The sequence below is a fragment of the Curtobacterium sp. MCPF17_018 genome (assembly GCF_003234135.1).
Lineage (GTDB): Bacteria > Actinomycetota > Actinomycetes > Actinomycetales > Microbacteriaceae > Curtobacterium > Curtobacterium flaccumfaciens.
Window position 1 is genome coordinate 29456 of the sequence record NZ_QKSJ01000002.1, and the last position, 12382, is coordinate 41837.

Below are 12382 nucleotides of genomic sequence, written 5' to 3' on the forward strand. Positions count from 1 at the left end.
GGCCGGTGCGGCGTCCGGCGGGTGGGCGGTGCCGCGCACGGTGCCGCGTCCGGTGGGCGGCCCGTCCGTGACGGCGCGGACGTCCGCGGGCATAGTCTCGGTGGGCGATGACGACGACGGCGACGACACCCAGACGACGGACGGGCAGCACGGCGGTCGCCGTGCTGGTGGCCGGGACCTTCTTCATGGAGCTCCTGGACGGCACCATCCTGGCGACCGCCGCCCCGGCGATGGGGCGTGACCTCGGGGTCGACTCCGCCGCGGTGGGCGTCGCGATCACCGCCTACCTCGTGACCCTCGCGGTGTTCATCCCGGTGTCCGGCTGGCTCACCGACCGGATCGGCTCGCGGACGGTCTTCGCCGGGGCCATCGCGCTGTTCACGATCGCGTCGGCCCTGTGCGCGCTGTCCACCGGGCTGGTCGAGCTGACGCTGTGGCGCATCCTGCAGGGTCTCGGCGGAGCGCTCATGGTGCCCGTCGGCCGGCTCGTCGTGCTCCGGAGCGCGGGGCGCGAACAACTCGTCACCGCCATCGCCATCCTGACCTGGCCGGCCCTCGCCGCACCGATCATCGCGCCGTTCATCGGCGGGGTCCTCGTCGAGACGCTGACGTGGCACTGGATCTTCCTCATCAACATCCCGCTCGGCGTCATCGCCTTCGTCGCCGCCCTGGTGCTCGTGCCGCAGGAGCGTGCGGCGCAGCGCGTGCCGTTCGACTGGTTCGGGTCGCTGCTCGCCTGCGTCGGGCTCGGCTCGCTCGTGGTGATGGCCTCGCTGCTCGCGCTCGACGCCGTGCCGGTCACCGCGGTCGTCGTCTCCGGGGTCCTCGGCGCCGTGTGCTGCTGGCTCGCGATCCGGCACTTCCGCCGCGCCCCGCACCCGATCATGGGACTCGACGCGTTTCGACTCGAGACCTTCCGGGTGTCGCACGCCGGCGGCAGCCTGTTCCGCCTGGCGGTGTCCGCGGTGCCGTTCGTGCTCCCGCTGCTGTTCCAGGACGCCTGGGGCTGGAGCGCCGTGCTCGCCGGGTCCGCGGTGCTCTGGGTGTTCGTCGGCAACCTCGGCATCAAGCCGATGACGACCCCGTTCCTCCGTTGGTTCGGCTACCGCCCGGTGATCATCGTGTCGTCGGCCGTCGCCGCGCTGACCGTGGTCGCGATGGCGTTCATGACCGAGGACACCCCGTTCTGGCTGCTCGCCGTGCTGCTCGTCGTCAGCGGTGCCGCCCGCTCCGTGGGCTTCACGGCGTACAACACCATCGCCTTCGCCGACGTCGAGCAGGCCGACATGACCCCCGCGAACACGCTGTCCTCGACGCTGCAGCAGACCGCCGCGGGCTTCGGTGTCGCCGTCGCCGCCGTGGTCATCCGCGCGGCTTCCGGCCTGGGCGGCGACGGACCGTACGCGGCCGCGTTCTGGGTCATCGCCGCCCTGCTCGTGGTCGCCTGCGTCGAGGGCATCCTGATGAGTCGCACAGCGGGCGACACCGTCCGCCCGGTCCGCCGTGTCCGCGCCTGATCCCGCCGCTGTCCGTTTCCGTCACGGTCACACGGACGAAACCCGGCAGGCGTTACAGTCTCAGCAACCGTCCGCGGTACCCGAGTACGGTGACCGCGGCAGGGTGACCGGAACACCCGGACAGGAAGGCAGCATGGCCGCGCCAGAGCAGCAGAGCACGATCGCACCAGAGCAGACCGTGCAGCCCACGCAGCTCCGTGTCGTCAGTTACAACCTCCGCGAGCACACCGCGAACGGCGAGCTCGCTGCACTGGCCGAGGCCTCCGAAGCCGACGTCCTGTGCGTGCAGGAGTGTGACAGCAACGACCTCGCACCGTCGATCGGCGGCCTCTCGCTCGCCGCGTCGACCCGTACCAACCGACTCGGGCTCGCGATCTACAAGCGCGACGACCGCTTCGAGGTGCAGGACTTCAGCATCCACTCGCTGCAGAAGTCGCTGCACGACCGGGTCCTCGCACCCGCGCACGAGCGGCTCATCGCGATGCACCTGCGTGACACCGAGGCTGACGCCGAGGTCGTCGTCGCCTCGTTCCACGCCTCACCGCTGACCGCGACGAACTCCCTGCGCCGCAAGCAGATCGAAGCGGCGCACCAGTTCCTGCGCGAACTGGCGAAGGACGTCCCCGCGGTCATGGTCGGTGACTTCAACTACCCGTGGTTCCAGACGAACCTGCGGCGCAAGATCGAGCAGCACGGCTTCGCCCTGTCGCTGTCCGACCAGCCGACGTACCTGCGCTACCGCAAGTTCACGGGCCACTTCGACTTCGCGACGAGCGTCGGCCTGCACATCGCGGGCGTCGAGACCCTGCCGGCCGGCATCTCCGACCACCGCCCGATCCTGGTGCGTGCGCACTACGAGCACCCCGGCGAGACCGGCGCCGTCACCACCGTCGAGGCTCCCGCCGCCTGACCCGGTGCTGCCGTCGGGCGGCGCCGTCGCGCGGCGTGCGGCGGGCGTGGCGCCGCCGCGCGGCGTGCCGCGGGCGTGGCGCCGAGTGGTCGGGAACTGTCGGTTGGGGGGCGGCGGGCGACGGTTCGTGCGCCTTCGGCGGAGGTGAGCGGGGAGTCGTGGCCGCTCGGCAGTCGGCGCCGGGTGCGTCGTCGGGCGTGTGCTGAGGTTGCGCGGCGTGCCGCGGGCGTGGTGCCGAGTGGTCGGGAACTGTCGGTTGCGGGGGCGGCGGGCGACGGTTCGTGCGCCTTCGGCGGAGGTGAGCGGGGAGTCGTGACCGCTCGGCAGTCGGCGCCGGGTGCGTCGTCGGGCGTGACCGCTCGGCAGTCGGCGCCGGGTGCGTCGTCGGGCGTGACCGCTCGGCACTCGGCGACGGGTGCGTCCCCGGCGTGTGGCGAGGTCGCTCGACGTGCCGCGGGCGTGGTGCCGAGTGGTCGGGAACTGTCGGTTGTGGGGGCGTCGGGCGACGGTTCGTGCGCCTTCGGCGGAGGTGAGCGGGGAGTCGTGACCGCTCGGCAGTCGGCGGTGGGTGCGTCGTCGGGCGTGTGGCGAGGTCGCTCGGCGTGCCGCGGGTTTGGCGCCGAGTGGTCGGGAACTGTCGGTTGTGGGGGCGTCGGGCAACGGTTCGTGCGCCTTCGGCGGAGGTGAGCGGGGAGTCGTGACCGCTCGGCGGTCGACGCTGGGCGCGCCCGTCACGCCGGCGACGCACTGGAGGCCCGGTGCCGGTCTCGTGGACCGGCACCGGGCCTCCAGGCGGTGGCGTTGCCGAGTGGTCAAGAACTGTCGCCTGCAGCCCCGCCGGGCGACACTTCGCGACCGCTCGGCGGACGTGAGCGGGGAGTCGTGACCGCCCCGCACCGTCCCGACCGTCCCGACCGCCCCGCACCGTCCCGACCGCCCCGCGAGCCCGCGTCAGCGACGCAGCGTCACCCGCGCCAAGCGGTTGCCGATGAACTGGCCGAGCTGCACGATGACGACGATCGCCGCCACCGAGACGTAGACCACCCACCAGTCGTAGCGCTGCGAGCCGTAGGTGATCGCGTACTCACCGAGTCCGCCGCCACCGATCAGCGCGCCCTGCGCCGTCATGTCGACGATGCCGATGTAGATGAACGTGTAACCGAGGATCAGGGGGCCGAGACCCTCGGGGATGAGCACCGTCAGCAGGATCGACACGGGGTGCGCACCCGAGGCCCGAGCAGCCTCGACGACACCCGGGTCGACCGACAGCAGGTTCTGCTCGACGATCCGGGACACCGCGAAGGCCGCGGCCAACGAGATCGCGAAGGTCACCGCGGGGACACCGATCGTGGTCTGCACGACGACCCGCGACAGCGGCGCGATCGCGGCGAGGAAGATCACGAACGGGATCGGGCGGATCAGGTTCACGAACACGTTGAGCACCGTGTACGCGGTGCGGTTGCCGAGCACGTTGCCCGGCCGGGTCGCGTACAGCAGCAGGCCGAGCGCGAGGCCGATGACCCCGGCGATGACCAGCGAGACGAGCGACATCACGATGGTGTCGCGGATGGCGGCCAGGAAGACGTCGAACGTGTCGATCACGCTCTGGAACGAGTTGTTGTTCACGCGGCGGCCTCCTCGTCGGTCGTGACGCCGTCGGCGCGGAGTGCGGCGATCGCGGCGTCGATGGCGCCGGGCGCACCGGTTGCACCGGACGCACGCGATCCGCCGGGGCCGCCTGGCCCGCCTGGCCCGCCGCTGGCGTCGCTCAGCTCGTAGGTGAGCGACCCGATCCGACGCTCCCGGATCTCCCCGACCCCGCCGTAGACGAGCTCGGCGGTGACCCCGGCGGCGCGGAACGCGGCGTCGATGCGGTTCTGCAGCCCGGCCTCGTCGGTGATCTGCACCGTGACGAGCCGACCGGGGTGACGGTCCCGCAGGCGCCGGAGCGTCTCGGGGGAGGGCCGGTCGTGCAGCGCGGTGCGGACGAAGCGCTGCGCGGCGCCGGTCTTCGGGGTCGAGAACACGTCGTAGACGTCCCCGACCTCGACGACCCGGCCCTGCTCCATCACGGCGACCCGGTCGGCGATCTGCCGGACGGCATCCATCTCGTGGGTGATCACGATGATGGTGACACCGAGCTCCCGGTTGACCCGCCGGAGCAGCGCGAGCACCTCGGACGTGGTCTCCGGGTCGAGGGCGCTGGTCGCCTCGTCGGCGAGCAGCAGGTCCGGCGACGCGGCGAGGGCGCGGGCGATGCCGACGCGCTGCTTCTGCCCGCCGGAGAGCTGCTCCGGGTAGGCATGGGCGCGCTCGAGCAGGCCGACGAAGTCGAGCAGCTCGGCGACGCGGCGGTCCCGCTCGGCCTTCGGCACACCGGCGACCTTGAGCGGGTACGCGACGTTGCCGGCGATCGTGCGGGACCGGAACAGGTTGAACTGCTGGAAGATCATCCCGATGTTGCGACGCGCCGTACGGCGGTCCCGCTCGGGGATCGCCGTCAGCTCGCGGCCCGCGACGGTCACCGTGCCGGAACTCGGCAGTTCCAGCGCGTTGACCAGGCGGACCAGGGTGGACTTGCCGGCACCGGAGTACCCGATGACGCCGAGGACCTCTCCCTGGTGCACGTCGAGGGAGACGTCCTCGACGGCCACCACGGTCTCGCCGGTGTCGGCGCGGCGGTAGTGCTTCGAGACGCCGCGGAGTTCGACGAGGACCGGCACTACTGCTTGGCCGCCTTCGCGTCCTGCTCGACCTGGGCGAGCTCGTCCTGCAGCTTCGAGGCGCTCTCGTCGCGGGCGACGGCCTCGGGCAGGTCCTTCTCGAAGGCCTGCTGCACGGCGTCGTCCTGGAACAGCTCCGCCAGCTCGAGGTAGGTCTTGTTCCCCTTGTCCTCGTCGCGGACGGCGAACACGTTCACGTACGGGGCGGCACTCGCGCTCGAGGGGTCGTCCTGGTAGATCGCGTCCGAGATCGGCAGGCCGGCGGCGGTGGCGAAGTTGTTGTTCACGACCGCGGCGGCGACCGAGCCCTGCTGCAGCGCGTTCGCGGTCTGCGAGGCGTCGAGGGGCTGGACGTCGACCTTCTTCGTCTCGATGTCGTCGGCGGTGGAGAACGCCGAGCCGCCGTCCTTCAGCGTGATCAGGTCCGCGGCCTGCAGGATCAGGAGCGCACGGGCCTGGTTGATCGAGTCGTTCGGGATCGCGACCTTCGCGTTCGCGGGCAGCTCGGAAGGCTTGTCGTACTTCGTCGCGTAGAGCGGCAGCGGGTAGACGGCGGTGGAGCCGATCGGCTGCAGGTCGTCGTTCGAGGTGACGTTGTAGTCCGCCAGGTACTGGATGTGCTGGAACTGGTTGATGTCGAGCTGGCCGTCCTTGAGCGCGGGGTTCGGCAGCGAGTAGTCGGAGAAGTTCGTCAGCTTGACGGTGACGTTGAGCTTCTCCTTCGCGAGCTTCGTGTAGGTGCTCCAGTAGCCGAGCGACTTGTCCGCGACACCGATGGTGACGGTCTTCGGGGCGGCGTCGCCGGCGGCACCGGCGTCGTTGCTCCCGGAGCGGACGGCTCCGACGATGACGGCGACGACGATCGCGACGACGACGATCGCGGCGGCGACGATCCAGCCGATCGGACGCTTGCCCTTCGGCTTCTCGGGCAGTGCGGGGGCTGCGGACATGCTGGTGCTCCTCGTGGGCCGTGCGTGTGGGGGAGCCGCGGTGGTCCGCGGCGTGGAGACGAGTGTGACGTGCGGTCCACCCTCGGGGCGAGTTCCGTTCCGCTGTGTTACATCGCCGTCACGGAGCGCGTCGCGGGACGCGTTACGGAGGGCGTCACGGGACGCGTTACAGAGCGCGTCGTGGGACGCGTTACGGACGCGGCGCAGGACGCCTCGCGGTCCGGGTTGGTTGACTCGGATCGTGCGCAGCATCGAACTCGTCCTCGGCCCGGAGTCGGACGCCGCCGTGCGGTCCGCCTGGCAGGCCCTCATCGATGCCGACCTGCCGAGCCTCGGTCGGCACCCGTCGCCGTCGAACGCCCCGCACGTCACCCTGGCCGCCGGGGACTCGCTGCCCGTGCCCGCGGGGTTGCGAACGCCGGCCCCGACGTCGATCCGGCTCGGTGGGCTCCTGCTCTTCCCCGCGGGTGCCGGTCGGTCGGTGCTCGTGCGAGCGGTGGTCGTCGACGCAGCGCTCACGACCTTCCACGGCGAGGTGCACGCGGTCGCCCCCGGCGGCGTCGAGACCTCGTTGCCCGGACACTGGTCACCGCACGTCACGCTGGCCCGCCGGGTGCGTGACGAGGACCTGCCGCGCGCCGTTGCTGCGCTGCGCGCCGTGCCGTTGCCCGAGGCGCTCGACGTCGGCGGCGTCCGGCACTGGGACGGCGAGACGCGGACGATCACGCCGCTCGCGTTCACGTCGATCTGACCGCTGGCGGGTCGGGCGCGTTCCCGCATCCCGGAACCAGGTTCCGGACACAGCACCGTGCGATCCCGTGGTTCGGTGTCCAGAACCTGGTTCCGGGTGCGGCGAGCGGCGCGGCGAGCGGTGCGGCGAGCGGCGAGCAACGGAACGCTGGGCACGGCCTGGAGGCCCGGGTCAGGTCCCGAGCACCCGCTCGCCGAACGCGGATGCGAACGTCCGCTCCGGGTCGGCCCGGGCGACGAGCTCGCGGAAGTCCGCCAGTCGCGGGTACAGCCCGGCGATCGCCGCGTGGTCGAGCGAACTCATCTTGCCCCAGTGCGGTCGGCCGTCGAAGACCGCGAGCCGGGACTCCAGGTCGGGCAGGAGCGCGGCGACCTCGGCCGGGTGCTTCTTCCAGGTGAACGCGATGCAGAGCACGTCCTCGCCCTGGGTCGGGCTGAGCCACAGGTGATCCGCTGCCATCGTCCGGAGTTCGCAGACGTGCAGGTGCGGCTGGATCCGGTCGGCGAGCCCCCGGAGCGCGTCGAGGGCGGCCGCTGCGTGCCGGAGCGGGACGAAGTGCTCGCTCTGCACCTCGGACCCGTGGCTCGGGACGGACCCGATCGGGAAGTGCGGCAGCCGGTCCCACCAGGGTCCGACCGAGCCGTCGCGGGCGGTCCGGTGGTCGTCGCCGGGGGTGCCGGGCAGCCGGGCTGCGCCGGCCAGCGCGTCCGGTACCGGGACGTCGTCGGCGCCGTCGGGCACGCGCGACTTCACCAGGACCTCGGTGATCGCGTCGCCGAACACCGTGTAGGCGCACACGGAGTACGCGGCGGCGTGCACCTCGGCGACGTTCGCCGTGAAGGTGTCCCAGGGGATCGCGCCGTAGACGTCCTGACGCATCCGGTAGGCCGGTTCGACCTCGAGGGTCACCCGGGTCACGATGCCGAGCAGTCCGAGGTGCAGCACGCCGCCGTCGAACGCGGGGTCCGTCCGGTCGATCGTCCGGGCGGTGCCGTCCGGACCGAGCACCTCGAGCGCGCGCACCGCGGTGGCGAGCGAGCCCAGTGTCGTGCCGGAGCCGTGGGTCCCGGTCGCGACCGCACCCCCGACCGAGATGTGCGGCAGGGACCCCGTGTTGTGCAGGGCGAACCCCGCACGGTCGATGTCGGCCGCGACGTCGCCGTACCGGGTGCCGGCCCCGAGCGTCACGGTGCGGTGCTCGGCGTCGACGACCAGGTCCGTGGGGATCCCGGTCAGGTCGAGCAGGATGCCCGCGGTGTCGGCGACGTCGTTGAACGAGTGGCGGGTGCCCAGCCCGTGCACCCGTTCGGCCTCCGCCACGACCTGAGCTGCCTCGTCGATCGACGACGGACGGACGACCCGTTCGGCCGTGTACGTGACCGTGCCGGACCAGTTGAGTTCGCTCGTCGTCGACCGCATGCCGCCCACACTGCCATGCGGGCCCGCGACGGGGTCAGTGCACGGGCGGGGGCGTCGGCGCGCCTTCGGGCACCTCGGGCCGGCGGACGAACACCGACGCCAGGATGCCGAACAGGGAGATGATCGCGCCGACCATGAAGGCGGTGCTGACGCCCGAGGCGGTGGCCACCTGGACCCCACGGGCACCGGAACCCTCGACGGCGGTGGCCGCACCGATCGTCAGCAGCGTGACGAACAGGGCGGTGCCCGCCGCACCGGCGAGCTGCTGCGCCGTGCCGAGCACCGCGCTGCCGTGCGAGTACAGCTTCGGGGGCAGCCCGCCGAGCGCCGCGGTGAACAGCGGCGTGAAGGTCAGGGCCAGACCGATGCTCAGCACCACGTGCGCACCGAGGACGAACCACACGCTGGTGTCGACGCCGACGGTGGAGAGCGCCCAGAGCACGGCGCTGACGATGATCGATCCGGGGATGAGCAGCACGCGCGGGCCGCGGCGGTCGTAGATGCGACCCACGATGGGGGAGAGCAGGCCCATCAGCAGACCACCGGGGAGCAGCAGCAGGCCGACCTGCAGGACCTCGAGTCCGAGGACGCGCTCCAGGTAGATCGGCAGCAGGATGAGCGTGCCGAACATCGCCATGAAGCTCAGGCCCATCGCGACGATCGGCACCGTGAAGCCACGGGTGCGGAAGGTGCGGAGGTCGAGCAGGGCGCTGTCGGTGCGCTGCAGGCGCGTCTGCCGGACGATGAACACCGCGAGGGCGACGGCACCGACGACCAGGGCGGTCACCGGGACGAGCGGTCCGGTCGCGCCGGCTTCACCGATGCTGGACAGCCCGTAGACGATGCCACCGAACGCGAAGGCGGAGAGCACGACCGAGACGACGTCGATCGGCGCCTTGCGCGGCGTCGAGACGTTCTGCACCTTGACCATGCCGAGGACCAGCGCCGCGATCGCGATGGGCAGCACGAAGCCGAACAGCCAGCGCCACGAGAACGCGTTGAGGATCAGGCCGGAGATCGTCGGGCCGATGGCCGGAGCGACCGAGATGACGATCGAGATGTTGCCCATGATGCGGCCACGGTGCGCGGGGTCGACGAGGGTCAGGACCGTCGTCATCAGCAGCGGCATCATGATCGCCGTGCCGCTGGCCTGCACGATGCGGCCGACGAGCAGGACGGTGAAGCCCGGCGCGAGCAGGGCGATCAGCGTGCCGACCGAGAACAGGCCCATCGCCCAGACGAAGACGGGGCGGGTGTTGAAGCGCTGCAGCAGGAACCCGGTGATCGGGATGACGACCGCCATGGTGAGCAGGAAGCCGGTGGTCAGCCACTGGCCGGTCGCGGCGCTGATGTCCAGGTCGTCCATGAGCCGGGGCAACGCCACGCCCATGATCGTCTCGTTCAGGATGACGACGAACGCGGAGACGAGCAGCAGCCCGATCACGAGTCGGGTCTCGGCAGCGGACGGCTGCGAGACGCTTCCCGTGCGGGGGGCGGAATCGACGGCCTGGGTCATGCGGGTGCTCCTGGTGGGTCACGACGGGTGGAACGGGTGTGGCGCAGGACGCGCAGACAGGCCAACTCCCTGAGTGGATGCGATTATTCCGCTTCGTTCCGACATCCGCAGGTGAACGATCGGTGCCGAGCGCGCCGGACGCCGGCACCGCTCCCACTCACGTCCGCTCAGTGCAGGATCGCGAACCCGTCGGCGTCCCCGTGCGGGACGACCGAGCGCAGGGTGACGTCGGTCACGGTCGCCGACGGTGGTCCGGTCCGCAGGCACTCCACCAGGGAGTCGACCGCGACCGACGGTCCCTCGGCCTCGACCTCGACGGTGCCGTCCCAGAGGTTCCTCGCGTAGCCGACGAGGTCGAGCCCGTCGGCCTTCCGAGCGGTCCAGTACCGGAAGCCGACCCCCTGGACCGTCCCCGACACCACGGCATGCACCCTCGTCACCGTCGTCATGTCCTCCACGCTAACCGCGGCTGGCCGTCGGGAGTTTTCGGCCCCGTGACGATCTGTTTCCGGCTCGTGACGAGCGCGCCGTGTCGACAGTGATAGTGTCATCTCAACCCGAACACTTCGAGTCAGATTGACACTATCTCCACCATGGACGAAGCAGGCATCCGCGTCGCGGTCTCCACCGTGATCGTCGCGCTGCGCCCGCACCCCGACACCGGGGCCCCGGCGCTGTGGATGCCGCTCGTCCGTCGCGTCGCCGAACCGTTCGAGGGTTCCTGGGCGCTCCCCGGCGGCTGGGTCGGCGACGACGAGGGGTTGGAGGACTCGGCGGCCGCCCGACTCCGCGAGACGACCAACGTGCAGCCGCGGTACCTCGAGCAGCTCTACGCGTTCGGCGACGTCGGACGCTCCCCGAGCCGGGTCGTGTCGATCGTCTACTGGGCACTGGTGCACCCGGACGAGGCGAACGTCGTGCCCGACGACTGGAACGTCCGGTGGTTCCTGGCCGACGAGCACCCGCCGCTCGCCTTCGACCACGACCGCATCGTGGAGTACGCCCTGTGGCGGCTGCGCAACAAGATGTCGTACTCGCGGATCGCGCAGGCGTTCCTCGGCGACCGCTTCACCCTCGCCGAACTCCGGGGCGTGTACGAGGCGGTGCTCGGCCGAGCACTCGACCCCGCGAACTTCCGTCGGCAGGTCGAGAAGACCGACGCGGTCCTGCCGACCGACGAGACCACGAGCGGGGGCCGGCACCGTCCGGCCCGGCTGTACCGCTCGAACCCCGACCTGGCCTACGCGGACAACGGCCCGCTGCGGACCGGGGCCGATCAGCACCAGCAGCGGAACCGATAGGAAACCCCGTGTCCATCGCCACGACGATCGAACTCATCTCCAACGGCCGGGCCGGCGGCAGCACCTGCACGCCCGACCTCGCGGTGCCGACGTGGGACTTCGACTCGCGCCCCGGGTACGGCCCGGGGTCGTCGATGTCCGACGTCATCCCGACGAGCGCCCCGCGCCAGGGTGTGCTGCCCGACGAGTACAAGACTGCCCCGACCGACGAGCTCCACGAGCGCATCGAGCGGGCGAAGGCCACCCTCGGCGACCGGGTCGTCGTCCTCGGGCACTTCTACCAGCGCGACGAGGTCGTCCGGCACGCGGACTTCCTGGGCGACTCGTTCCAGCTCGCGAACGCCGCCCTGACGAAGCCCGACGCCGAGGCGATCGTGTTCTGCGGTGTGCACTTCATGGCCGAGACGGCCGACATCCTGGCGCGCGACGACCAGCGCGTGATCCTGCCGAACCTGGCGGCCGGGTGCTCGATGGCCGACATGGCCGACATCGACAGCGTCGAGGCCGCGTGGGCGGAGCTGACGGCGGTGTACGGCACCGAGCCCGACGCCGACGGCCGCGTCCCCGTGATCCCGGTCACCTACATGAACTCCGCCGCCGACCTCAAGGCCTTCTGTGGTCGCAACGGTGGCATCGTCTGCACCTCGTCGAACGCCGCGACGGTGCTCGAGTGGGCCTTCGAGCGCGGGCAGCGCGTCCTGTTCTTCCCCGACCAGCACCTCGGCCGCAACACCGCGAAGGCGATGGGCATCAGCACCGACCTGATGCCGATGTGGAACCCCCGGAAGCCCCTCGGCGGCAACGAGACGAGTGACCTCGAAGCGGCCAAGGTCATCCTCTGGCACGGCTTCTGCTCGGTGCACCGCCGCTTCACGGTCGACCAGATCGACCAGGCACGCCGCGAGCACCCGGGCGTGCAGGTCATCGTGCACCCGGAGTGCCCGATGGCCGTGGTCGACGCCGCCGACCACGCCGGCAGCACCGACCTGATCCGGAAGACCGTCGCCGCGGCCACCGAGCCGACCACCTTCGCGATCGGCACCGAGATCAACATGGTGAACCGGCTCGCCGCCGAGTACCCGCAGCACACGATCTTCTGCCTCGACCCGGTCGTCTGCCCCTGCTCGACGATGTACCGGATCCACCCGGGCTACCTCGCCTGGGTGCTCGAGGCACTCGTCCGCGGCGAGGTCCTCAACGAGATCGTCGTCCCCGCCGACGTGCAGGCCGACGCCAAGGTGGCACTCGAGCGCATGCTCGCCGCGAAGCCGCGCGGCTGAGACGCGGACCCGACC

The 12382-nt window shown here is 71.3% G+C and carries 11 protein-coding genes; 5 read left to right on the forward strand and 6 right to left on the reverse strand.

The window, feature by feature from the left end; translation table 11 throughout:
• Positions 1 to 107: 107 nt before the first annotated feature.
• Positions 108 to 1517 carry an MFS transporter gene (locus DEJ27_RS02660; protein ID WP_110862487.1) on the forward strand — a complete coding sequence of 470 codons (1410 nt, stop codon included), beginning with the start codon at positions 108 to 110 and terminating at the stop codon, positions 1515 to 1517.
• A gap of 133 nt (positions 1518 to 1650) precedes the next feature.
• On the forward strand, positions 1651 to 2427 hold the full coding sequence (locus tag DEJ27_RS02665) for an endonuclease/exonuclease/phosphatase family protein (protein WP_110862486.1): 777 nt from the start codon (positions 1651 to 1653) through the stop codon (positions 2425 to 2427).
• A gap of 951 nt (positions 2428 to 3378) precedes the next feature.
• Here the strand turns inward: DEJ27_RS02665 and DEJ27_RS02670 are convergent.
• From DEJ27_RS02670 to DEJ27_RS02680, 3 genes are read right to left on the reverse strand one after another with little or no spacing between them, the layout of a single operon-like run.
• The gene (locus DEJ27_RS02670) at positions 3379 to 4053 is read right to left on the reverse strand and encodes a methionine ABC transporter permease (RefSeq protein ID WP_220032964.1); all 675 of its coding nucleotides are present in this window, start codon (positions 4051 to 4053) and stop codon (positions 3379 to 3381) included.
• On the reverse strand, positions 4050 to 5150 hold the full coding sequence (locus DEJ27_RS02675; protein ID WP_111090256.1) for a methionine ABC transporter ATP-binding protein: 1101 nt from the start codon (positions 5148 to 5150) through the stop codon (positions 4050 to 4052). Before DEJ27_RS02675 ends, DEJ27_RS02670 begins: the two co-directional genes overlap by 4 nt.
• The gene (locus tag DEJ27_RS02680) at positions 5150 to 6100 is read right to left on the reverse strand and encodes a MetQ/NlpA family ABC transporter substrate-binding protein (RefSeq protein WP_110862484.1); all 951 of its coding nucleotides are present in this window, start codon (positions 6098 to 6100) and stop codon (positions 5150 to 5152) included. The genes DEJ27_RS02675 and DEJ27_RS02680 overlap by 1 nt, the downstream gene beginning before the upstream one ends.
• Before the next feature lie 241 nt (positions 6101 to 6341).
• Between DEJ27_RS02680 and DEJ27_RS17660 the strand changes: the two genes are divergently transcribed.
• Positions 6342 to 6851, forward strand: coding sequence for a 2'-5' RNA ligase family protein (locus DEJ27_RS17660; protein ID WP_181420161.1), 510 nt, complete (start codon positions 6342 to 6344; stop codon positions 6849 to 6851).
• 171 nt (positions 6852 to 7022) lie between these two features.
• Here the strand turns inward: DEJ27_RS17660 and DEJ27_RS02690 are convergent, their stop codons facing one another.
• From DEJ27_RS02690 to DEJ27_RS02700, 3 genes are all read right to left on the reverse strand, one after another.
• Positions 7023 to 8270: an FAD-binding protein gene (locus DEJ27_RS02690; protein WP_110862483.1), complete on the reverse strand. Its 1248-nt coding sequence runs from the start codon at positions 8268 to 8270 to the stop codon at positions 7023 to 7025.
• Positions 8271 to 8304: 34 nt separating this feature from the next.
• On the reverse strand, positions 8305 to 9786 hold the full coding sequence (locus DEJ27_RS02695) for an MDR family MFS transporter (RefSeq protein ID WP_110862482.1): 1482 nt from the start codon (positions 9784 to 9786) through the stop codon (positions 8305 to 8307).
• 167 nt (positions 9787 to 9953) lie between these two features.
• Positions 9954 to 10235 carry an acylphosphatase gene (locus tag DEJ27_RS02700; RefSeq protein WP_035808828.1) on the reverse strand — a complete coding sequence of 94 codons (282 nt, stop codon included), beginning with the start codon at positions 10233 to 10235 and terminating at the stop codon, positions 9954 to 9956.
• 144 nt (positions 10236 to 10379) lie between these two features.
• Between DEJ27_RS02700 and DEJ27_RS02705 the strand changes: the two genes are divergently transcribed.
• Complete coding sequence (locus tag DEJ27_RS02705) at positions 10380 to 11087, forward strand: NUDIX domain-containing protein (RefSeq protein WP_110862481.1); 708 nt, start codon at positions 10380 to 10382, stop codon at positions 11085 to 11087.
• Between the two features lie 8 nt (positions 11088 to 11095).
• Entirely contained in the window at positions 11096 to 12367 is a 1272-nt protein-coding gene (gene nadA / locus DEJ27_RS02710) for a quinolinate synthase NadA (RefSeq protein WP_110862480.1), read from the forward strand.
• Positions 12368 to 12382 lie beyond the last annotated feature (15 nt).